The sequence below is a fragment of the Micromonospora sp. NPDC050276 genome (assembly GCF_044459545.1).
In the GTDB taxonomy this organism is placed as follows: Bacteria; Actinomycetota; Actinomycetes; order Mycobacteriales; family Micromonosporaceae; genus Micromonospora.
This window is the reverse complement of sequence record NZ_JBITJA010000011.1, coordinates 26,416-46,956: the sequence shown is the minus strand read 5'-3', so window position 1 is coordinate 46,956 and position 20,541 is coordinate 26,416. Positions and strand designations below refer to the sequence as shown.

Genomic DNA, 20,541 nt, shown 5'->3' with positions numbered 1-20,541 from the left:
ATCCTCCCGACGGAGGTCACCTGAGTGCCATCACCGGCTCACCGTCCAGCCATCATCGCGATGGCGGTCAGACGGCCCGGCGGCCCTCGAAGGCCCGACCGAGGGTGATCTCGTCGGCGTACTCCAGATCGCCGCCGACCGGCAACCCGCTGGCCAGCCGGGTCACCGAGATGCCCATCGGCTTCACCATCAACGCCAGGTAGGTGGCGGTCGCCTCGCCCTCGGTGTTCGGATCCGTGGCCAGGATCAACTCCCGTACGCCGCCGCCACCGAGCCGGATCATCAGCTCCCGGATGCGCAGATTGTCCGGGCCGATCCCCTCCAACGGATTGATCGCGCCGCCCAGCACGTGGTAGCGACCACGGAACTCACCCGTCCGCTCGATGGCCACCACGTCCTTGGGCTCCTCCACCACGCACAGCACCTCGTCGGTGCGACGCGGGTCGCGGCAGATCCGGCACTGCTCGGACTCGGCCACGTTGTAGCAGGTCGTGCAGAACCGGACCAGCTCCTTGACCTTGCGCAGCGCGCCGGCCAGCCGGTTGACGTCGGCCGGATCCGCCGAGAGGACGTGGAACGCGATCCGCTGAGCACTCTTCGGGCCCACGCCCGGCAGACGACCCAGCTCGTCGATCAGATCCTGGATGGCACCTTCGTACATCTGCCGGCTCAGAAACCGGGCAGGCCGAGGCCGCCCATGCCGCCGGCGACCGGACCCATCTTGCGCTCGGTCAGCTCCCGGGCCGCCTCGGCGGCGTTGTGCACGGCCGCGACGACCAGATCCTCCAGCGTCTCCACGTCGTCCGGGTCGACGGCCTTCGGGTCGATCTTGATGGCCTTGAGCTCACCGGCGCCGGAGACGGTCGCGGTGACCAGCCCGCCACCGGCGGTGCCGGTCAGCTCGGCCTCGGCCAACTCGGCCTGGGCGGCGGCGATCTGCTGCTGCATCTTCTGCGCCTGCTTCAGCATCTGCTGCATGTTCGGCTGTCCACCTGGGCGCACGGGATGGCTCCTTCTCGCACTCGTCTGCTCGACCGCCGCTCAGCCTATCCGCTGGGACCGACCTCGCCCCGCCCGGTGCGTCCGCCCACGCCGGGCCCTTCCGGGTACGGCTACCCCTACCTCGAACCGGCCATCTGCTGGTAGTGCGCCGCGACCCGCCACGCTGGTCTGCTCGTGGCATGAACCTCAACCGCATCGGCCGGGTCGGCGCGTTGTCCTGGGTCGCGGCCGCACCCATCTTCCTCGTCGCCAGCCTGATCACCGGGCTGCGGTGGCGCGAACCGACCTACAACTGGGCCATCCACAACATCAGCGACCTCGGCAACACCCACTGCGGCGGCTGGGACACCACCCGCCCCCGCTACGTCTGCTCGCCGTGGCACCCCCTGATGAACGCCGCGACCCTGACCACCGCCGTACTGCTCGCCACCGGACTACTGCTGACCTGGCGGGTCCTCGGTCGCGGCCCAGTGGTGCGCTCGGCCCAGACGCTCCTGCTGCTGGCCAGCGGTGGATACGCCCTGGCAGCCGCGTACCCGGCCGACGTCGACGAGAACCTGCACGTCCTCGGCGCATTCCTGATCATGGGGGTGGGCAACGTCGGCCTGCTCCTCGCCGGCTTCGCGCCGGGCACCACCACGCTGGGCCGGCGGCGACGGCTCACCCTCACCGCCGGGCTCATCGCCCTGGCCGGCACAGCGCTGTTCTTCGCCCAGCAGGGTGTCGGTATCGGCGTAGGCGGCTTGGAACGCGTCGCCGTCCTACCCTTCCCCCTCTGGGCCTGCGTCCTGGGAGTCCTCCTAGCCGAGCCCCCACCCCTGCGCGATCTTGCACTTTCTGCCCCGACATAAGAGGGCATTCTGCGCAAGACGGCGACCGAAACCGCAAGATCGCCGACACGAGGGGCGGGGTGGGGTGGGGGTTTAGCGGGCGTCGGTTTCGTTGATCTTTTCGGCGCCGAAGGTTTCCCGGAGCAGTCGTACCGCCTGTTCCTCGCTCGACTCCCGCGCTGTCTTCTCGTCGATGATCTCGTCCAACGGCTCGTCGCCCGGGTCGAACCCCTCGTAGGCCGGGGTCGCCGCCGGTGCCGCGCCGCCCGGCCGGCCACCCCGCGCCGGGCCGTCGAAGTCCGGGTCGTAGGGCGGCTCGCCGGCCCATTCGGCGTCCGCGATGGGTCGGGCTGCCGCTCCGGTACGCGCACCGCGCCCCGCCGCCGCCGCGCGAGCCGCGGCGATGGCGCTGCTCACCGGTGCACCACCGGCTGTCGCCGGCTGCCGGGCCGCCGGTGCCGGGTTACCCCGCCCGCCCGGCTTGCCGGCGCCGGCCGCTGCGCCGGGGCCGCCCGAACCGCCTGGTCCGGTGCCGTTCGCGCCACCGCTGGTGGTGGTGCCACCGCTGATGCCGCCGCCGTTCGCGGCGCTGCCGTTTACGCCGCCGCCGTTCGCGCCGGTCGACGTCGGTGCGGAGTGGGAGCCGCCGGGGCCCGACTCGGCCGACGCGCCGCCGGGTCGGGCGGCCTCTGGCCAGTCTTCGTCATCAGTCGCCTCGGCGGCCGGGGCGCTGCCGCCGGGGCGGGCCGCCTCCGGCCAGTCGTCCTCGTCGTCCGTCGCCGGGGCGGACGGCACCGCGCCCTGCCCACCGGCACCGTGACCGCCGGGACCCGCGCCGACACCGCCACGCGAAGCTGGGCCGGCAGCACCGGTCGGGTTCGCCGCGGTAGGCAGCGCGGCGTTCGAACCATGCGCGGCGTTCGAACCATGCGCGGCGTTCGGAGCTGGCGCGGCACTAGAAGCAGGCGCGGCGTTCGAGTTCGCTGCGGTGGGCGGTGTGCTCGTCGGGGCGGCGGCGGCAGGCGGAGGCCCGGCGGGCCGCGTGTCCGGCGTGGTTGGCGGCGCGGCGGGTCGGGCCGGTGCGGTGGGTTGCGAGCGCGACGGGCCGGATAACGACACGCCCCCGCGCTCGCCGGCCACCTCGCATCGGATCTGCCAGCGCCCGCCCAACTCCTCGTAGAGCGCGTCGGTGAGCACCGCCGCGTGGTCGGCCATCATCTTGGCCAGCACGGTGGACTTCACCGTCAGGACCAGCATGTCGCCGTCGAGTTCACGGACCACCGCGTCGCGCATCAGGGCGGCGATCCGCTTGTTGGTCCGGTTGACCTTGCCGACCACGTCGGGCCAGACGCGGCGGACCGCGACCGCGTCCAACGCGGCGGCCGGCGCACCCGGCCGGGGCGGCGCGGGTGTGGCCGGGTCGGGAAGCACCGCCGACGGTGGCACCACGCGACGCGGGGCCGGCCCGGCGGGCGCGACGGGTGCGGCCTGGTCGGCGGGGGCCGAACCGGTCGACACACCAGGGGACGCCGGGATCGGCGAGTCGGCCGCCGAGACGTACGAGGCCGGCGCCCCGGAGACCGAAGCAGCCGAGGCAGGAGCAGCCGAGGCGGGAGCGCCCGAGGCGGCAGCGCCCGAGGCGGCAACGCCCGAGGCGGGAGCGCCCGAGGCGGCAGCGCCCGAGGCGGCAACGCTCCGGGTCGGTGACGCCGCAGGGTCGACCGTCCACGGCGGTGCGGACGTCGGGGCGTTCACCGGTGCCGGGGTGGCGGCAGCCGGGACCGGGGTGGCGGGCTGTGGGCGTACCCCTGGGTGGGTGGCGGGCGCGGAGCCGGCGGCGGCCGACGGCGCGTCGGTGCCGCCCAGGGTGAGTCGGCGTTCCATCCGCTCCAGGCGCTGGAGCAGGCCGCCGGTGGAGTCGTCCACGCCGGGCAGCAGCATCCGGGCGCAGATCAGCTCCAACAGCAGCCGGGGCGCGGTGGTGCCGCGCATCTCCACCAGACCGTCGTGCACGATGTCGGCGCACCGGGAGAGCGTGGCCGGGCCGAGTTGCGAAGCCTGGGCGGCCATCCGCTCGATCTGGTCGGCCGGGCCGTCGATCAGGCCCTTCGCGGCGGCGTCCGGTACCTGCTGGAGCACGATCAGGTCGCGCAGCCGCTCCAGCAGATCCGACGCGAACCGGCGGGCGTCGTGCCCGGCCTCGGCCACCCGGTCGACGGTGGCGTACGCGGCGGCGCCGTCCCCGGCGGCCAGCGCGTCGCACATCTCGTCGATCAGCGCCGCGTCGGTGACGCCGAGCAGCGCGGCGGCCCGGGCATAGGTGACGCCCTCCGGGCCGGCACCGGCGATGAGCTGGTCGAGCACGGAGAGGCTGTCCCGGGCGCTGCCGCCGCCGGCGCGGACCACCAGCGGGAAGACCGCCGGCTCGACGGCGACGCCCTCGGCCTGGGTGAGCTGCTCCAGGTACGGGCGGAGCACCTTCGGTGGGATCAGCCGGAACGGGTAGTGGTGGGTCCTCGACCGGATCGTGCCGAGGACCTTCTCCGGCTCGGTGGTGGCGAAGATGAACTTGACGTACTCGGGAGGCTCCTCGACCAGCTTGAGCAGGGCGTTGAAGCCCTGGGTCGAGACCATGTGCGCCTCGTCGATGACGTAGATCTTGAAGCGGCTGCTGGCCGGCGCGAAGAAGGCGCGCTCGCGCAGCTCTCGGGCGTCGTCGACACCACCGTGGCTGGCCGCGTCGATCTCGATCACGTCGATCGAGCCGGCGCCGTCGGTGGCCAGTGAGCGGCAGGACTCACACTTGCCGCACGGCTCGGGAGTGGGGCCCTGCTCACAGTTGAGCGAGCGGGCCAGGATCCGGGCGCTGGAGGTCTTGCCGCAGCCGCGCGGGCCGGAGAAGAGGTAGGCGTGGTTGAGCCGTCCGCTGCGCAGCGCCTGCGACAGTGGCTCGGTCACGTGCTCCTGACCGATTACCTCAGCGAAGGTACGCGGCCGGTACTTGCGGTAGAGCGCCAACGTCACTCGTCCCGCCTCCTCTCGACCGAGCCATTCTGCGCCGGTCGGGCGCGGGTGACCACCCACCACCCCGGGGCGCCTGGGCCTTCAGGCTTGATCGACTCGGCTTCCTGAAAATCGGGGTGTCGGTGTGCCCGGGACACCGCGACATCACGGATGTCGAGTGGATCAACCGGCCCACAGACGAAAAAGGCCTCCCGTGCACCCGGCAGAGCTCGCTTATCCTTGCTGCCTTCCGGCCCTGGGGAGGTTCACGAGATACCGCCGCACGGGAGGTGACGCCAAGCCTACCCGACCGCCCGTCGATCTTCAGGGGGTGGTGGGGTGGCCCGGCCGACAGCGGCCTGTATCCTGGCTCGCGGAGGATTCGCCTAGAGGCCTAGGGCGCACGCTTGGAAAGCGTGTTGGGTTTACACCCTCACGAGTTCGAATCTCGTATCCTCCGCTCGCCTGAGCAGCACGAACGACAGGGCCGGCCCCAACGGGGACCGGCCCTGAGTCGTCTGTGCGGTGGCGTCAGCCCACCACCTGGACGTGCTCCGCGCCCTGCCCCGAGAGCCACGCCTCCAACTCGGCGCCGCCGACGGACCGGGTCGCCTCCTCGTCGACGAGGACCGGGCCGACGACGGCACCCTTCGCGCCCTCGAGCTGGCAGCCGAACATCCTCGCGCCGGTCAACACCGTCGGCATGCTCGTGCCGCCCAGCGTGCACCAGCGCAGGCTGGCCAACTCAAGATTGGCGCCGCGCAGATCGGTCTTGTAGAGCTTGGCGGAATTGAGAATGGCGTGCCGGAGATCCGCCCCCTCCAGAACGGCGTCGTCGAGTTGCACAGCGAACAGCCGAGCCGAGCGGAACAGCGCTTTACCGGCCGAGCAACCCACCATTTCCGCCTTGGCCAGGTCGGCGAAGGAGAAATCCGCGCCCTGCAACTCGGCGTTGGTCAGGTTGGCGTCGCCGAGGTTGGCCTCCTCGAATCGGACGCCGACCAGGTGGGAATTGGCGAGATAGGCGCCGGCCAGGTCGAGACGGCTGAGGTCCGCCCCGCGAAAATCAAGAAAATCCCCGGAGAGGTACGCCGCCGGCGCCGGGTCGGCGAACCACTCCTCAAGCGCTTCTCGCGCGTCCGGGCTGTCTGGCCAGCGGATCACGTCACCGCTGGCACGCTTATATCTGCTCATTTGTCGAACACCACCTTGCCGTCCCATTCCGGTCGACCAGCGACCCGCGCCTTGAGATCGGCCAACGCACTCGGCGACAGGCTCCGGGTGTTGAGAATGACGTTCTGGCCACCGGCGACCTCGTCGGCGAGTTTCTGCTCGAACTCCTCGCCATCGTAGCGCCCCTTCATACCCTCGGGCATCGGCTCACCGGCCCGCCGCCCAGCGGGGAACAAATCATTGGGAGACTTGACGTCCCAGTTCTGCCCGTTGGAATCGAAGAACTCACCCTGGTCCTTCTGGAATGCGGGATCCGAGTTGTCGAGTTCGGCCCGCCGGATCGGCCCCGGGATCTTCCCGTCCGCCTCGGCCGCGAGCCCGACCTCGGCCTCGATCCGGGACTTGGCGCTGATGTTGCCGTTGTGGGCCGGGTCGGCGGCGAGTTCCTCCAACCGCCGCTCGTACTCGGGCGTGCCGGGCTTGGGGGTCTGGTATCCGTCGTCCCCGCCGGACGGGCGGCCCGGCGGGTCGCCGGAGTCGCCGCCCGGCCGACCGAGCTTGAACTCCTCGGTGGCGAAGTCCTGCCCGCCGGTGACGGTTTCGGGCACCTCGCTGGAGGTGCGGTGCCGCTGTCCCGGGATGTCACCGTCGCCGTCACCGGGACGCGACGGAGTGCCACCGTCACCGTTCCCGCCGGGAGGCGTCTTGGGCTTCGCCATCGTCTGCGCCCTAGCCGTTCAGCAGCTTGGACAGGTTGGTGAGGCTGGAGATCAGCGCCCCGACGTAGGTGAGGATGCGTCCGGCCCACTTGACCACAGCCGCCACGATCGACGCGGCGATCGCCGGGATGGTGACCACGAAGATCGCCTCGATGGCCCACACGATCACGCGGGCCACCAGGTCGGCGATGAGGTCGCGGACGATGTCGCGGGTGAACGCCACCAGGTTCCCGGCGGCCTGGGTCGCGGCGGCCATCGCGGCGGAGATGCCGCTCAGCGCGTCGATCCCGGTGACGTTGTGCGCCATCAGCGCCTGGTACGCCGTGGCGGCCTGCCCCTGCCAGCCGGGCATGTCCGCCCCGAGGTGTGTCTTCAGGTCGGTGGCCATGCTCTCCAGCTCGGCGGCCATGTTGTTCCAGGTCGCCGCGTGTGAGGTGACCACGTCGGGCATGCCGGTGAGTTGGTCGAGGATCTCGCGCAGCGGCTCGAAGTACTCCATCGCCCAGCCCAGCCCGTTGGCGAGCAGAGCGCTGAACGGGTCCAGCACCGTCGCGACGGCTTCGACGCCGAACGCCGCGCCGGCCAGGAGGTCGTCGACCCAACCCTCGCTGTGGATGGCGTCGACCAGACCCTGGAAGCTGTCCGCCGCGGCCGCGCCGGTCCAGGGCTTACGGGTCGACACTACGTCGGCGATGAGCGAGGCGTCGGTCATGACGCCGGGTCCAGTTGGCTGCCGACCTGGCGGATCGTGTTGTGGGAGTCCACATCCGCGTTGGCGTAGTTGTCGGCGGTGGTGCGCAGGCCCTGCACGACCAGGGACAGGTTCTCCTCGGCGTACGCGATCAGCTCGTCCTGCCGACTGTGCCGGCTCTCCAGGATCCCGGAGATCCACCCACACAGCAGCCCGTACGCCGCGTCGTCCTGGGTGATGTGCGCGCTGGCGTTCTTGACCGCGCCGAAGCGCGCCCGCAGCGCCTCGATGTTGCGCGCGTGCTGGCGGATCTGCTCGGCGTCGACCTCGAATCCGCCGGTCACCGCCTCACCACCGGCCGTGCTGCTCGTCCTGGCCACCGACCGAGGGCTCGGCATCGCGCAGTTGCTGCCCGACGCGTTCGGCGATGGCCCGCGCGGCGGGCGAATCGGTGCCCAGCGTGTCGCCGATGATCTCCTGAGCGCGGTCGGCGAGTTGCCGCTTGGCCGCGGCGATCGTGGCCATGATCGTCCGGGCGACGACATCGGGGGCGACCCGTTGCACCCGCTGGCCCAGTCGCAGATCGACGAGCGCGCCCACGGAGTCGACCGTGACCTCCACCAGCCCGTTGTCGTCGGCGGCCGTCACTCGTAGTTCCTGGATGCGGTCGCTCATCGCGTCGGTGGCGGTCGCCAGCTGGTCCAGGCGACCCTTCCACTCGGCGAGCCGATCCATGGCGCCGCCCGGATCCAGCAGTCCCCCCGCAGGTGGAACCTCGGCCGTCATGTGTCCCCTCGGTCGCTCAAGGTGATCATGCTTAGCTGAGGGAGATTAACATGAGAAGGTCGGCACGACCGTCCACCTGGGACGCGGTGGCCACCCGTACGGTCCGCCCTGTGGTCTCATCGACGTCATGGCTGCTGCGACGTGGGAGTGGGACGAGACCCTGTACGCGGGCAGCGCCAGCCACTACAGCGTGGGCCGGATGCCCTATCCGCCCAGCCTCGCCGAGGCGATCGGCGCGGCACTCGACCTCGACGGCACCGGCCGGCTCCTCGACGTCGGCTGCGGCCCCGGATCGGTGACGCTCCTGCTCGCGCCCCTTTTCGAGGCGGCGGTGGGGGTCGACGCGGACCGGGACATGCTCGCCGGGCCGGGCAGGGGCTGCTATCGACGGGCACCCCCTCCGGCGAGGCGGAGATCATGCGGGCGGCGGGCTTCGCCGGCCCCACCCGCTTCACTGTCGAACAGGGGATGGTGGTGGAACGCTCGGTGGATGAGGTCGTCTCGGCGGTGTTCTCGCTGTCCAGTGCGGCACCGCACCTGTTCGCCGACCGACTTTCGGCCTTCGAGGCAGACCTGCGCCAACTTTTGATGACGGCGGCACGGCACGGCCGCTTCGCCGAACGGCGGCGCGACATCGACGTGGCGATCTGGCGGCCCCGACGCTCGGGGGCGCACCGGGGGTATGCCCCGGATGCTCACCTGTAGAGCTGCCCCATCTGCGGGGCAGCCGGGCCCCGGGGGCCCAAGCTCGGTCAGGCGCGGGCGCGGGCCCAGGAGAGAAAGCGGTCGGTCAGTCGGGCCGGCTCGACGTCGGCGAGCTGCTCGGCGGCCTCTGTTCGCAGCGTCGCCAGGTAGACGGTCAACGCGAGCCGGTCGTGCCGGTATTCGCCGAGCAGCCGCAGCTTCGCCGCCGAGCAGGGCCAGGCGATGCCGCAGGCGGCACAGCGCCAGGTGGGCCGGGTCGGCAGGTGGTTCCGATAGCGGCGGCGGGGCATGGGGCGGACCTCCTTCGCGGTGGGCGGGGTCGCCCCGCCTCCCCGTCGGGGCGACCCCGGACTGACGCGGACCGCCGGGCTCTTGCACCTCCACCGATCGCGCCGTCTTCTATGGACCACCCTTGGGAGAGTTACGAGACAGATACACCGCGTAGCGATATGGTCTCCAGATATCCAAGACATCCGATGGAGGAGCCGTGAACGACGCGCTTCGGGTGGCGCTCAGCGACACCGGGCACACCACCGAATCCCTCGCCGAGACCGTCGGCGTCGACCCGAAGACCGTGGGGCGCTGGCTGACGGAGGACCGCATCCCGCATCCGCGGCACCGGTTGGCGGCGGCGGAGGCGCTGCACAAGGACGTGTCGGACATCTGGCCGGACACTTCAAGACGTCGTGACCCCATCTGGTTTCGTCCGTGGCAGGAGATCGAGCGCGAGGCGGTGTCGCTTCGTTGGTTCGAGTCGACAGTCCTGCCGGGGTTGCTCCAGACCGAGGCGTACGCCCGTGCGGTGCTGGGCGGTGCGGGCCTGATCCCCCGGGGTGAGATCGACCGGCATCTCACCGTCCGACTGGGCCGGCAGGGCGTGCTCAAGCGGGATGACCCGCCGCAGTTCACGGCGGTCGTCGACGAGGCGGTCATCCGCCGCCCGGTGGGCGGTCGGGCGACGATGCGCGAGCAACTGTTGGCCGTGGCGGCGGCGTGCGCCGAGCCGCACATCCGGGTGCACGTCGTGCCCAGCACGGTCGGCGCCTATGCCGGCCTCAACGGGCCGTTCGTGATCGCGCACGGCCACGACCACCGGGTCGCCGGCTACCTCGACAACCAACTCCAGGGACAAGTCGCTAGCGACCCCGAGGACATCGCGGCCATGATGGCGGCATGGGAGAACGTGCGCGGGGAGGCGTTGTCCCACTGGCAGTCGGTCGACCTCATCCAGGAAGTGGCGGAGTCATGGAGCTGAACGGCGCCCGGTGGCGCAAGAGCAGCCGCAGCAGCGGCAACGGCGGCGCCTGTGTCGAGGTCGCCGACAACCTGCCCGGCGTCGTGGGCGTACGGGATTCCAAGGACCCAACCGGCCCGGCGCTCGCCTTCGCGCCCGCGGCCTGGCGCGCGTTCGTCACTCAGCTCGCCCGGCGGGCCTGACCGGTCCCACTCCGTCGAGATCTTGGTCGCCGGGAAGCGACCGGTAGCGTTCGAGGGCCGACGGCCACCGGGATCCGTCGTACACATGTTCTATCCACAGGCTGTGGGTGGCGGAGGGTTCGATGGGTTACCAGCTCAGCGCGGTGGTCGCGGACGCCGAACTGCTTCGCGACCAGACCGCCGAGCTGGATCACGCGGTCCTCGGTGAGCTGCGCCAGGACTTCGCGTTGCTGCCGATCACCCCGCAGTTGGTGGTGGAGCTGACCGGATCGCTGCCGGATTTCGCGACGGACGACCGGAGCGCCGAGCGCCCGTTCGGCCTGGTGCTGTCGCCAGCGCTTGTCGAGTTGCTGAGCCGCTGGTCACAGTCGGGGCCGGTGGCGTATCTGGAGGCGGAGTTCGGTGGTGGCGTCGGCTACCAGTCGGCGGCGGTGTGGTTGGGCGGCGTGCTGTCCTGGGGTCCACGCTTCGACGACGAGTTGAACGCACCGCGCGAGCAGTGGCCGATCAACGGGGCGCTGACCCGACTCGGCGTCGAGCCCGGCACCTGGATCGACCCGTTCGCCGAACTGGGGTTGCACCTGGAGCGGAACACCGACGGCTGGCTGGCGCACGGGCGGCGTCGACTCAGCGCCGACTACTGGGACGAACTGGTCGAGCAGTGGGAAAATCAGTAATCCGGCTACCGGCAGCAACCTGAACGCTCCCACTCCGTTGGGGACTGGGGGATTCCATGAAATTGCGACAATTTGCGTTTATCGCCACGCTGATGACGGCTGCCTCGATCGCTGGCAGCGGCGTACCGCCAACCGGGCCGATTCCGGACGGCCGGCCCGCCGGCAGCGTGGAGATCATCGACCTGAACGGCCTGCGCAACATCGAGTTCGGTGCCACCGAGGACGAGCTGACCCGACGCGGCATCCTGCGTACCAGCCTGGATGCCTGCGGGCCGGTGCTCGCCGGCCACGACACGGTCAGCCCGGTCTTCGTGGAGGACAAACTCGTCCTGCTCTGGGTCGGCGACCCGATGCGGACACCGGAGGGCATCACGGCGGGCTCACCCATCGACGAGGTCTGGGACCGCTACCCCGAGGTCAGCCGCCTTCGCGCTCCACAGGGGACACACCGCCTCGACGGGCTCCTCGCCCGCAGCGGCGACCGCGCGTACCTGTTCCTGCACGACGGGCGCACGGTCCGAAAAACCATCGCCGGGTACGCCGACTGGGCCCGCCGCCTCTTCGACGAGGGCGCCGGCCCGTGCTGAACCTGAACCGTGCGCCGAGCGGGTCGGTCGGGAGTGGACCGACCCGCTCGACGCGTCAAGCAACGCCGTCGTGACAACAGCGTCGTCGTGACAACAGCGTCGTCGTGACAACAGCGTCGTCGTCACCCGCGCGGCCTGTTGTGAATCACCCGCCGGAAGGTGCGAACGAGCCAGAGGGCCGCAACTGAGTCTCGGACAGCCACTGGGCGGCGAGATCGGTGATGATCGCACCGCCCCGGTCGTTCAGATGGATGTGGTCGACGAGCAGTTCACGTCCACCGTTGCGGGCGACGTCGTCCCAGCTATGTCCGAACAGGTAGTGCTGGGTCGCGGCACCGAACGCCAGTGCAAAGCTGAAGTCGTACGGCGCCGGGTCGCTGCCGCGCTGCTGGAGGAACTCCACCATCTGCTCGTACACGGGCAGGTAGTCGGCCTGGGCGCGGGCGGCGGCCTCTTTGATCGCGGTGTTGTATGCAGTGAGCTTTCGATTGATCGCGGTGTCCAGGTCCTCCCCGAGCGGGGGCAGGGACATCAACGCGATTCGGGCGGTGGCACGGGATTTGATGAGGTCCACGATCGCGTTGAGATTGTCCCGGTATTGATTCAGTGAGACGCCATCGCGCACGTCGTTGGTGCCGACGAGGATCGTGACCGCGTTCGGGTGGCACGCCAGGATGTCGGTATCGACCCGCTGCCGAAGGTCGGCGCTGGTGCTGCCGTTGACGCCCGCGTTGACGAACTCATATCCGTGAAGTTCGGGCCGGGCGCGGAGTGCGCCCACCCAGTCCGCGCCGAGCGTGCCCTGGGTCATGCTGGCGCCGGCCGCCACAACGACGGGCCGCGAGTCTGACGTGTGCTCATCGGCACAGGCTTCAGCCGGCGGGTTGACGGGCGCCCGAACGAACGTGAGGAACCCGACGGCACCCCCGGCGCCGAGCACGCCGACCAGCAGGAGGCACAGGGCGGTGAGTACCAGTTTCTTCATGATCAGTACCCCAGGCTGATGGTGTGGCCGACGGTGGTCGGGTCGGGTTCGAGTCGGGGGTGGTCCGCGTGGTGCAGGCGGGCCGGGTCCCGGACGACAGCGGTGACGTGATGGCCGACGGCGAGTGCCTGACGCATGAGGTGTTGTCCGGTGCCGCCGGTCGCGCCGAAGACGGTGACGCGCATACATACCCTCCGGGGGGTTAGTGATTACTAACCCCCATACTGGGCTAGTAATCACTAACCTGTCAATCAGCGAGATGGGGCGGCATGAGCACCCGGGAACGGATCCTTGACGCGGCTGCGCAGATTCTGCGAACACGGGGAGTGGCGCTGGCCACGACCAAAGAGATCGCGCAGGCGTCGAAGGTCTCGGAGCCCACGCTCTACAAGTACTTCGAAGACAAGGAGCGACTGCTGCTCTCCGTCCTCCAGGAGAGGCTGCCCGGCCTGTCCCGGGTCTCGGTCCTCCCCGGTGCAGGCGACGTCGAGGACAACCTCGCCGAACTCGCGCACGCGGTCCTGGACTTCTACCAGCAGTCGATCCCGATGCTGGGGGCGCTTCTCGCCGACCCGCAGCGAATGGCGGCGCACCGGGTGGCGATGAGCCGGCACGGCGGCGGCCCTGACAAGGCGGTCGCCATCTTCGCCACCTACCTTCGGGCCGAGCAGGCCATCGGGCGTATCAACGCGGACGCGGACCCGGACGCGGCCGCGTCTCTACTGATCGGCGCGTGCTTCCACGAGGCGTTCCTGCGCTACTACGCCAAAGGGCCGGACGCGGTCGCGGCCCCCCGCACGTTCGCCGAGGTGCTGGCCCAGGCGGTTGTCCGCCCACTGACCTGATCCTGCGCCGGCCGCAGCCCGAGAGCGATGAGACCAGCGATCTCGAAACGACGGAACGCCCGGCCGATCCTCACGGATCTGCCGGGCGTTCTCGCATTTCAGAGCGGTGGCGGAGGGATTTGAACCCTCGGAGGGCGTTAACCCTCACACGCTTTCGAGGCGTGCTCCTTAGGCCGCTCGGACACGCCACCGCCGACGAGGGTACAGGACCGCCGGTTCGGACGCCGAACCGGTATCGCCCGGGCCGGCCTGGCAGGATCTTTGCCATGAGTACGCACATCGGCGCGAAGCCGGGCGAGATCGCCGAGCGGGTCCTGATGCCGGGCGACCCCCTGCGGGCCAAGTGGATCGCGGAGACCTACCTCGAGGGCGCCACCTGCTACTCGACGGTTCGGGGCATGCTGGGCTTCACCGGCCGCTGGAACGGCGTCGAGGTTTCCGTCCAGGGCTCCGGCATGGGCATGCCGTCGGCCTCCATCTACGCCCACGAGCTGATCAACGAGTACGGCGTGAAGACGCTGATCCGGGTCGGCTCGTGTGGCGCCCTCAGCACCGACCTGCAGTTGCGGGACGTGGTGGCGGCGATCGGGTCGTCCACCGACTCGAACATGAACCGGATGCGCTTCGACGGGTTGATCGACTACGCCCCGGTGGCCGACTTCGGGCTGCTGCGTACCTCGGTCGAGGTGGCGGAGCGGCGCGGCATCACCATGCACGTCGGGCCGATCCTGGCGGCGGACGCCTTCTACACCGACCGGCCGGACCTCTACGACACCCTCGCCGACTACGGGGTGCTGGCGGTGGAGATGGAGTCGGCGGCGCTCTACACGATCGCCGCTCGGTTCAAGGCCCGCGCGCTGACCGTGTTGACCGTCAGCGACCACATCAAGACCGGCGAGAAGACCACCTCGGAGGAGCGGGAGCAGACCTTCAGCCAGATGGTCGAGATCGCCCTCGACACGATCATCGCCTGACCTGTTCGGGCGGCAGCACCGCGAAGAGCGTGATGACTGTGTGGCATAGATATGCCGGACAGTCATCACGCTCTTGCACAACAAGCCGTAGAGGTCAGACGGCCGCCAGCGCCTCGGTCGGCGCGAGGCGGGCGGCGCGCACCGCCGGGTAGAGGCCCGCGAAGCCGCCGATCACCAGGGTCGCGCCCACCCCGCCGAGCATCGCCCAGGCCGGCACCACGGTTGGCCAGTGCTGCGACAGCGCGTAGCCCGAGGTGACCAGGATGCCCAGCACCACCCCACCGACCCCGCCGAACGCGGAGAGCAGCAGCGACTCGGCGAGGAACTGGGTGCGTACCTGACCCCGGGTTGCGCCGAGCGACCGGCGCAGACCGATCTCGGCCCGCCGTTCCAGCACCGAGATCACCATGGTGTTCGCCACGCCGACCCCACCGACCAGCAGGGCGACCGCGCCCAAGCCCAGCAGCAGGCCGGTGAACGCGTCGTCGGTCGCCTCGGCGGCGGCCAGCGCGTCCGAGGGCCGGGACACCTCGACCTCGTTCGGCGCCTCCGGGTTGGTGGTCGCGCCGAGCACCGACCGGACCGCCTCGACCTGCGACTCCTGCGCCCGGGTGTAGACGGTGGTCGGGTGGCCGTCGAAGCCCAGGTAGTCGGTCGCCGCCGGCCAGCCGACCAGCGCCGAGGTGTCCAGTTCCGGGGCGAGTGGCGCGGCGGCGAGGGTGCCGATCACGGTGAACGGCCGCCCGCCCAGCCACACCTGCACCTGCGGGTCCGCCGCGGTGATCCCGAGCCGCTGCGCCGCGGTGGCGCCGAGCACGACCGCCGGATAACGGGCGGTCGCCTCGTTGAGCCAGGTACCCGTGGCCACCTCGGCCCCGACGGTGCCGAGCAGGTCCAGCCGGGCCGCCTGGGTGGCGATGCCACCGGTCTCCGCCGCCGGGATCCGGTCCGAGCGGTACACCTTGGCGTCGGAGACCTGCCCGGTCGCGGTCACCTCGGTCACCGGGCCGATCCGGCCGATCATCGCGATCGACTCCTCGGGCAGTTGTGCGTCCTCGCCGAACAGGGTGTTGCCCGGCTCGACGGTGAGCAGGTTGGTGCCGAGCGCGTCGAGCGCCCGGTCCAGTTCGGCCCGCGACGACGAGGAGATGCCGACGACCGCGATCATCGCGGCGATGCCGATCGCGATGCCCAACGCGGAGAGGAACGCCCGCAGCGGACGGGTCCGCAGCCCCACTGCGCCGACGCGCAGGACGTCCGCCGGTCCCAGCCGGGCCGGCGTCAGTGCCGCCATCAGCCGACCCCGCCCGACGCGAAGGCCGAGTCGTGCCGCACCGCGCCGTCGCGCATCCGCACCTGGCGGGGCAGACTCTCCGCGATCTCCCGGTCGTGGGTGATCACCACGACGGTGGTGCCGGCCCGGTGCAGATCGTGCAGCAACTCCAGCACGCCGGCACCGGAGTGCGAGTCGAGGTTGCCGGTCGGCTCGTCGGCGAGGAGCACCGCCGGCTCACCGATCACCGCGCGGGCCACGGCCACCCGCTGCCGTTCACCGCCGGACAGCTCGTGCGGTCGGTGCCCCAACCGGTGGCCCAGGCCAACCCGCACCAGCGCGGCCTCCGCACGGTCGCGCCGCCGCCGCAGCGGTACGCCGGAGTAGAGCAACCCGTCGGCCACGTTGTCCACGACCGGAACTCCCGGAGCCAGGTGGAACTGCTGGAAGACGAAACCGATCCGGGTGGCCCGCAGCGCGGACAGCTCCCGGTCGGTCAGCTTCGCCACGTCGTACCCGTCGATGAGCACGCTGCCCGACGACGGCCGGTCCAGGGTGCCGATCAGGTGCAGCATGGTCGACTTACCCGAGCCGGACGGACCCACGATCCCGACCAACTCGCCGTAGCCGATCCGCAGCGACACGTCGTCCAACGCGACGACGTCGCCGGCGTACCGCTTGCTGACCCGGTCCAGCACGATCACCTCGCCGCTCACCTCGGCACCACCACCGTCGTGCCCTCGGTGATGCCCGTGCCGCTGATCTCCACCCGGCCGTCGGCGAACAGCCCGGTGGTCACCGCGAGGATCCGGCTCCCGTCGCCCTCGGCGGCCTGGACGCCGTAGCCGCCCTCGGCGAGCGCCAACAGCGCCGCCACCGGCACGGTGAGCACGTCGCGGCGTTCCGAGACGGTGAAGGTGACGTCCGCGCTGGCCTGGTCGAAGCCGGTGAGGGCCTTCGGGTCGGTCACCGCGACGGTCACCTCGATCTTCGTCTCGGCCTCGCCGGACTGCCCATTGGCGCCGGCCGCGCCGGCCTGGACGACCGTCTCGACGGTGCTGATCGTGCCCCCCACCGCGCGACCGTCCGGCAGCCGCACGGTGACCTTCGCGTCACGCTTGGCCAACCGCTGGTCGTCCACGTCCAGCTCGACGGTGACCACCCGGCTGGTGCCGGTGTAGGTCAGCACCGCCTGGCCGGGCTGGGTGAGGTCGCCGACGTCGGCCTGGTGGCTCTCCACCCGGACCTCCCGGTCGGCGTAGACGATCCGCCCCGGCTCGACCCGACCGGTCTCGGCCAGCCCCAGGTCCTCCTGCCACTCCCGGACGGCGTCCGCGGTGGCACCGGTGTACTCGTCGTCGACGGTGAAGCCGGTGTAGCCCAACGCTTCGAGGTTCCGCTCGAACTGCGTGACGTCGGCACCCTCCACGCCGGGGGCCAGCGTCCGGTACGCGGGCAGCCCGCCGTAGAGGAGCACCACCTCCTCGTTGTCGACCAGGTAGAGCGGCTTGCCCCGACGTACCGTCGACCCGGTCGCGGCCAACCCGGTGACGGTGCCGCTGAGCTTCGCCGTGGCGGTACGCGTCGTGCCGTACCCCAGCTCACCGTCGGCGGTCTCCGAGTCGGCGAGGGTCTGCCGGGTGACAGTGGCGGTGGCCGGTGGCGCGCCGCCGGCCTCGGCGCGGCTTCCGTCGGCACCGCCGCCGAAGCCCACCGCGGCGACCACGCCCACGGCGGCGACCAGCAGCACGACACCGCCGGTGACGGCGGCGCGCAGCCGCGAGCGTCGGATGGTGCTGGTCACCGGCCACCCCCGAACTGCGGCGCGTGCTGCCGGCACTTCTCCAGCGCGGCCTTCATGGCCGGGTCGCCGATGTTGATCGCGTTGTCCGCCGCCCCGATCCGGACCCGTCCGTCGGCGTCCGGGTCCGGGAAGTCCGGCACGCCGTTCTCCCGCATGCACTTGGCCAACGTGCGCATCTGCTCGGCCTGCTCGGGGTTGAGCTGCGGCCCCTGCCCGCCGTTGGGCAGCTTGTCCTGGCACTTCTCCATGGCCGCCTGGACCTTCTGCTGATCCACGTTCGCGCCGAACCGGAAGCCGGGGCGGCTGCCCGGCTCCGGGTCGGGCAGGTCCACCCCGTTCTCCCGCATGCACCGGGCGAAGGCCAGTTGCCGGTCCGAGTCGCTGACCGGTGTGCCGTTGGCCGTGGCACCGGCCTTCGCCCCACCGGCGGTCGCGACCCCGCCGCCGTCGTCGCCTCCCGCGCCGCACCCGGCCAGCGCCAGGGCGAGCAGGACGGGGATCGCGAGCATGTGTCGTCGCATGGTGTCCGCTTCCGCTCAGGTCCGGCGCGGTTCGCCGAACATGGCACAAGTGCACGGCAGCGGACGTATCCCCGGCGTTACCGTCGGCGGTTATGCCGCCGTTACCGCACCCCGAGCACCATGGAGGGGTGAGAGTGCTGGTGGTCGAGGACGAGAACGTGCTGGCGGACGCCATCGCCGAGTGGCTGCGCCGGGAGTCGTTCGCGGTGGACGTGGCGTACGACGGGGACGCCGCGTTGGAACGGCTCGGCGTCAACGAGTACGCCGTGGTGGTCCTGGACCGGGACCTCCCGGTGGTGCACGGCGACGACGTGTGCCGGGCAATCGTGGACGCGGGCGGGGAGACCCGGGTGCTGATGCTGACCGCGTCGGCGGCCGTCCGGGAGCGGGTGGCGGGGTTGGCGCTCGGTGCCGACGACTACCTGACGAAGCCGTTCGCCCTGGTCGAGCTCTCGGCTCGGGTGCACGCGCTGACCCGCCGGGCCCGTCCGGCGGCCCCGCCAACGCTGCGTCGCGCCGGCATCCAGCTCGACCCGGCCCGACACGAGGTACGCCGGGACGACCGGCACGTGGCGCTGTCCCGCAAGGAGTTCGCGGTGCTGGCCGAACTGCTCCGCGCCGACGGCGCGGTGGTCTCCGCCGAGGAGCTGCTGGAACGCGCCTGGGACGAGCACATCGACCCGTTCACCAACGTGGTCCGGGTGACGGTCATGAAGCTGCGCCGCAAACTCGGCGACCCGCCGGTGATCGAGACGGTCCCCGGGTCGGGGTACCAGATCCGATGAAACGCCTGACGATCCGCGCCCGGCTCACCCTCATCTACGGGGGGCTCTTCCTGCTGGCCGGGGTGGTCCTGCTCGCCGTCACGTACGTGCTGGTGGATCAGCGGATGCCGCAGCCGTTCGGGGTGAAACTGCGGGACCTGCCGAAGACCCCCACCACGACCCCCAGCGGGCAGACCATCGACAATCTGCGCGCCCTGGTCCAGGAGGTGCAGGACGAGGCGAAGCGCAACGCGTTGGAGTCGCTGCTCACCCAGGGCGGCATCGCGTTGATCGTGGTGTCGGCGGTGGCGATCGCGTTCGGCTGGCTGCTCGCCGGCCGGGCGTTGCAGCCGCTGCACCAGATCACCGCCACGGCCCGACGGATCGCCGGCGCGGACACCGCCGGGCGTGGTCTGCACGAACGGATCGCACTCACCGGCCCTCCCGACGAGGTACGCGAACTCGCCGACACGTTCGACGAGATGCTGGAACGGTTGGACCGCTCCTTCGACGGGCAGCGCCGGTTCGTGGCGAACGCCTCGCACGAGCTGCGTACGCCGCTGGCGCTCAACCGCGCCCTGGTGGAGCTGGCGGTCACCCGCCCGGACGTCTCGGCGGAGACCCGGCGGCTGGGCGAGTCACTGCTGGCGGTCAACGAACGCCACGAGCGGCTGATCGACGGCCTGCTGACCCTGGCCGACTCGGAGAACGAGCTGACCGAGCGTACGCCGGTCGACCTGGCCGAGGTCTGCGCGCACACCACCGATCAGGCCGGGAAGCAGGCACCCGACGTGCGGGTTCGGCGGGCCCTGGCCCCGGCGCCGACCAGCGGTGACCCGGTGCTGTTGGAGCGGCTCACCTTCAACCTGGTGGAGAACGCGCTGCGCCACAACCTTCCCGCCGACGGCTGGGTGGAGGTGCGCACCGGGCTGGTCGACGGCCGGCCCACCCTCACCGTGACCAACACCGGCCCGGTCATCCCGGGCTACGACGTCGAGACGATGTTCCAGCCGTTCCGTCGGCTGTCGCGGGAGCGGGTCGCCGGCGCGCGGGGTTTCGGGCTGGGGCTGTCCATCGTCCGCGCGGTGGCCCGGGCCCACGGCGGCACCGCTGAGGCGCAGCCCCGTCCGGCCGGCGGCCTGATCGTCACGGTCACCCTGCCGCCGGCCTGATCGGCGGCCCGGCCGCAGCTCACGGTCACCCTGCCGGCGGGCCGACCGGTGCCGGGCCTCAGCGGAAGAACGCGCGCAGGACGGTGGCGGTCTCGGCCTCCAGCACGCCGCCGTAGACCTCGGGGCGGTGGTTGAGCCGACGATCCCGCAGCACGTCCCAGAGCGATCCGGCCGCACCGGTCTTGGGCTCCCACGCGCCGAACACGACGGTGGAGACCCGGGCCAGCACCAGCGCCCCGGCGCACATGGTGCAGGGTTCGAGGGTGACCACCAGGGTGCAGCCGTCCAGCCGCCACCGGCCGGTGCGGTCGGCACCGCGGCGCAGGGCCAGCACCTCGGCGTGGGCGGTGGGGTCGCCGGTCAGCTCCCGCTCGTTGCGGCCGGTGGCCAGCTCGGTGCCGTCCGGCCCGTAGAGCACCGCACCCACCGGCACGTCGTCGACGTCGGTGCTGACCGCGTCGTCGACCGGCGGGCCGGCGACGGCGATCTCCAGCGCGCGGCGCATCCACAGCTCGTGCCGCTGCCGTCGGCCGACCTCGCCCGGGTCGGCCAGGCCCTCGTGGGCACCGGGGCCGGCGCGGCCCACCACACCG

26 protein-coding genes, 2 tRNA genes and 1 other RNA gene are annotated in these 20,541 nt (G+C 71.3%); 11 read left to right on the top strand and 18 right to left on the bottom strand.

What is annotated here, in order from left to right; translation table 11 throughout:
- Positions 1-67: 67 nt before the first annotated feature.
- Together recR and ACIBF8_RS23405 are read right to left on the bottom strand one after the other, a co-directional pair.
- Positions 68-661 (bottom strand): recombination mediator RecR, encoded by a 594-nt coding sequence (gene recR / locus ACIBF8_RS23410; protein ID WP_030328135.1) that lies wholly within the window; start codon positions 659-661, stop codon positions 68-70.
- 8 nt (positions 662-669) lie between these two features.
- The gene (locus ACIBF8_RS23405; protein WP_238433593.1) at positions 670-978 is read right to left on the bottom strand and encodes a YbaB/EbfC family nucleoid-associated protein; all 309 of its coding nucleotides are present in this window, start codon (positions 976-978) and stop codon (positions 670-672) included.
- 203 nt (positions 979-1,181) lie between these two features.
- On the opposite strand from ACIBF8_RS23405, the gene ACIBF8_RS23400 reads away from it, so the two are divergent.
- Complete coding sequence (locus tag ACIBF8_RS23400) at positions 1,182-1,853, top strand: DUF998 domain-containing protein (RefSeq protein WP_396785598.1); 672 nt, start codon at positions 1,182-1,184, stop codon at positions 1,851-1,853.
- A 72-nt stretch (positions 1,854-1,925) separates the two neighbouring features.
- Here ACIBF8_RS23400 and ACIBF8_RS23395 read toward each other — a convergent pair whose 3' ends face one another.
- Positions 1,926-4,856: a DNA polymerase III subunit gamma and tau gene (locus ACIBF8_RS23395; RefSeq protein ID WP_396785596.1), complete on the bottom strand. Its 2,931-nt coding sequence runs from the start codon at positions 4,854-4,856 to the stop codon at positions 1,926-1,928.
- A gap of 182 nt (positions 4,857-5,038) precedes the next feature.
- Positions 5,039-5,128, bottom strand: an RNA gene (ffs, locus tag ACIBF8_RS23390) — signal recognition particle sRNA small type.
- A gap of 82 nt (positions 5,129-5,210) precedes the next feature.
- Between ffs and ACIBF8_RS23385 the strand changes: the two genes are divergently transcribed.
- Positions 5,211-5,295: transfer RNA gene (locus ACIBF8_RS23385), tRNA-Ser, on the top strand.
- A 71-nt stretch (positions 5,296-5,366) separates the two neighbouring features.
- Here the strand turns inward: ACIBF8_RS23385 and ACIBF8_RS23380 are convergent.
- The 5 genes from ACIBF8_RS23380 to ACIBF8_RS23360 are packed head-to-tail and all read right to left on the bottom strand — an operon-like array spanning position 5,367 to position 8,204.
- The gene (locus ACIBF8_RS23380) at positions 5,367-6,029 is read right to left on the bottom strand and encodes a pentapeptide repeat-containing protein (protein WP_396785595.1); all 663 of its coding nucleotides are present in this window, start codon (positions 6,027-6,029) and stop codon (positions 5,367-5,369) included.
- The gene (locus ACIBF8_RS23375) at positions 6,026-6,727 is read right to left on the bottom strand and encodes a hypothetical protein (RefSeq protein ID WP_396785594.1); all 702 of its coding nucleotides are present in this window, start codon (positions 6,725-6,727) and stop codon (positions 6,026-6,028) included. Before ACIBF8_RS23375 ends, ACIBF8_RS23380 begins: the two co-directional genes overlap by 4 nt.
- Positions 6,728-6,737: 10 nt before the next feature.
- Complete coding sequence (locus tag ACIBF8_RS23370) at positions 6,738-7,439, bottom strand: WXG100 family type VII secretion target (RefSeq protein ID WP_396785593.1); 702 nt, start codon at positions 7,437-7,439, stop codon at positions 6,738-6,740.
- On the bottom strand, positions 7,436-7,762 hold the full coding sequence (locus ACIBF8_RS23365; RefSeq protein ID WP_396785592.1) for a type VII secretion target: 327 nt from the start codon (positions 7,760-7,762) through the stop codon (positions 7,436-7,438). Before ACIBF8_RS23365 ends, ACIBF8_RS23370 begins: the two co-directional genes overlap by 4 nt.
- A 4-nt stretch (positions 7,763-7,766) precedes the next feature.
- Positions 7,767-8,204 (bottom strand): YbaB/EbfC family nucleoid-associated protein, encoded by a 438-nt coding sequence (locus ACIBF8_RS23360; protein ID WP_396785591.1) that lies wholly within the window; start codon positions 8,202-8,204, stop codon positions 7,767-7,769.
- Between the two features lie 417 nt (positions 8,205-8,621).
- Here ACIBF8_RS23360 and ACIBF8_RS23355 point away from each other — a divergent pair, with 417 nt between their 5' ends.
- Entirely contained in the window at positions 8,622-8,909 is a 288-nt protein-coding gene (locus ACIBF8_RS23355) for a hypothetical protein (RefSeq protein ID WP_396785589.1), read from the top strand.
- 47 nt (positions 8,910-8,956) lie between these two features.
- On the opposite strand, the gene ACIBF8_RS23350 is transcribed toward ACIBF8_RS23355, so the two are convergent.
- The gene (locus tag ACIBF8_RS23350) at positions 8,957-9,199 is read right to left on the bottom strand and encodes a flavin reductase (protein WP_396785588.1); all 243 of its coding nucleotides are present in this window, start codon (positions 9,197-9,199) and stop codon (positions 8,957-8,959) included.
- Between the two features lie 197 nt (positions 9,200-9,396).
- Here ACIBF8_RS23350 and ACIBF8_RS23345 point away from each other — a divergent pair, with 197 nt between their 5' ends.
- From ACIBF8_RS23345 to ACIBF8_RS23330, 4 genes are all read left to right on the top strand, one after another.
- A complete protein-coding gene (locus ACIBF8_RS23345; protein ID WP_396785586.1) occupies positions 9,397-10,164 on the top strand; it encodes a Scr1 family TA system antitoxin-like transcriptional regulator in 768 nt (255 codons plus the stop codon).
- On the top strand, positions 10,155-10,346 hold the full coding sequence (locus tag ACIBF8_RS23340; protein WP_396785584.1) for a DUF397 domain-containing protein: 192 nt from the start codon (positions 10,155-10,157) through the stop codon (positions 10,344-10,346). Before ACIBF8_RS23345 ends, ACIBF8_RS23340 begins: the two co-directional genes overlap by 10 nt.
- A 122-nt stretch (positions 10,347-10,468) precedes the next feature.
- Entirely contained in the window at positions 10,469-11,023 is a 555-nt protein-coding gene (locus ACIBF8_RS23335; protein ID WP_396785583.1) for a hypothetical protein, read from the top strand.
- Between the two features lie 92 nt (positions 11,024-11,115).
- Positions 11,116-11,610 (top strand): hypothetical protein, encoded by a 495-nt coding sequence (locus ACIBF8_RS23330; RefSeq protein ID WP_396785582.1) that lies wholly within the window; start codon positions 11,116-11,118, stop codon positions 11,608-11,610.
- A gap of 145 nt (positions 11,611-11,755) precedes the next feature.
- On the opposite strand, the gene ACIBF8_RS23325 is transcribed toward ACIBF8_RS23330, so the two are convergent.
- Both ACIBF8_RS23325 and ACIBF8_RS23320 read right to left on the bottom strand, forming a co-directional pair.
- The gene (locus ACIBF8_RS23325) at positions 11,756-12,550 is read right to left on the bottom strand and encodes an SGNH/GDSL hydrolase family protein (protein WP_396785580.1); all 795 of its coding nucleotides are present in this window, start codon (positions 12,548-12,550) and stop codon (positions 11,756-11,758) included.
- 47 nt (positions 12,551-12,597) lie between these two features.
- The gene (locus ACIBF8_RS23320) at positions 12,598-12,780 is read right to left on the bottom strand and encodes an NAD(P)H-binding protein (protein ID WP_396785579.1); all 183 of its coding nucleotides are present in this window, start codon (positions 12,778-12,780) and stop codon (positions 12,598-12,600) included.
- An 84-nt stretch (positions 12,781-12,864) separates the two neighbouring features.
- On the opposite strand from ACIBF8_RS23320, the gene ACIBF8_RS23315 reads away from it, so the two are divergent.
- Positions 12,865-13,440, top strand: coding sequence for a TetR/AcrR family transcriptional regulator (locus tag ACIBF8_RS23315; RefSeq protein ID WP_396785578.1), 576 nt, complete (start codon positions 12,865-12,867; stop codon positions 13,438-13,440).
- 104 nt (positions 13,441-13,544) lie between these two features.
- Here ACIBF8_RS23315 and ACIBF8_RS23310 read toward each other — a convergent pair.
- Positions 13,545-13,631 (bottom strand) — tRNA-Ser (locus tag ACIBF8_RS23310).
- Positions 13,632-13,706: 75 nt separating this feature from the next.
- Between ACIBF8_RS23310 and deoD the strand changes: the two genes are divergently transcribed.
- Positions 13,707-14,414 carry a purine-nucleoside phosphorylase gene (gene deoD, locus ACIBF8_RS23305; protein WP_074315244.1) on the top strand — a complete coding sequence of 236 codons (708 nt, stop codon included), beginning with the start codon at positions 13,707-13,709 and terminating at the stop codon, positions 14,412-14,414.
- A 94-nt stretch (positions 14,415-14,508) separates the two neighbouring features.
- On the opposite strand, the gene ACIBF8_RS23300 is transcribed toward deoD, so the two are convergent.
- Genes ACIBF8_RS23300 through ACIBF8_RS23285 form a run of 4 tightly spaced genes read right to left on the bottom strand, consistent with a single transcriptional unit; the run spans position 14,509 to position 18,000 of the window.
- Positions 14,509-15,708, bottom strand: a complete 1,200-nt coding sequence (locus ACIBF8_RS23300; RefSeq protein ID WP_396785577.1) for an ABC transporter permease — start codon at positions 15,706-15,708, stop codon at positions 14,509-14,511.
- Entirely contained in the window at positions 15,708-16,391 is a 684-nt protein-coding gene (locus tag ACIBF8_RS23295; RefSeq protein ID WP_396785810.1) for an ABC transporter ATP-binding protein, read from the bottom strand. The genes ACIBF8_RS23300 and ACIBF8_RS23295 overlap by 1 nt, the downstream gene beginning before the upstream one ends.
- Positions 16,392-16,399: 8 nt before the next feature.
- On the bottom strand, positions 16,400-17,491 hold the full coding sequence (locus ACIBF8_RS23290; protein WP_396785575.1) for a peptidoglycan-binding protein: 1,092 nt from the start codon (positions 17,489-17,491) through the stop codon (positions 16,400-16,402).
- On the bottom strand, positions 17,488-18,000 hold the full coding sequence (locus tag ACIBF8_RS23285) for a hypothetical protein (RefSeq protein WP_396785574.1): 513 nt from the start codon (positions 17,998-18,000) through the stop codon (positions 17,488-17,490). The genes ACIBF8_RS23290 and ACIBF8_RS23285 overlap by 4 nt, the downstream gene beginning before the upstream one ends.
- A 140-nt stretch (positions 18,001-18,140) precedes the next feature.
- Here ACIBF8_RS23285 and ACIBF8_RS23280 point away from each other — a divergent pair, with 140 nt between their 5' ends.
- Positions 18,141-18,797: a response regulator transcription factor gene (locus ACIBF8_RS23280; protein ID WP_396785573.1), complete on the top strand. Its 657-nt coding sequence runs from the start codon at positions 18,141-18,143 to the stop codon at positions 18,795-18,797.
- Entirely contained in the window at positions 18,794-19,948 is a 1,155-nt protein-coding gene (locus tag ACIBF8_RS23275; protein ID WP_396785571.1) for a sensor histidine kinase, read from the top strand. Before ACIBF8_RS23280 ends, ACIBF8_RS23275 begins: the two co-directional genes overlap by 4 nt.
- Before the next feature lie 58 nt (positions 19,949-20,006).
- Here ACIBF8_RS23275 and ACIBF8_RS23270 read toward each other — a convergent pair whose 3' ends face one another.
- Complete coding sequence (locus ACIBF8_RS23270; RefSeq protein WP_396785809.1) at positions 20,007-20,453, bottom strand: nucleoside deaminase; 447 nt, start codon at positions 20,451-20,453, stop codon at positions 20,007-20,009.
- Positions 20,454-20,541: the final 88 nt, after the last annotated feature.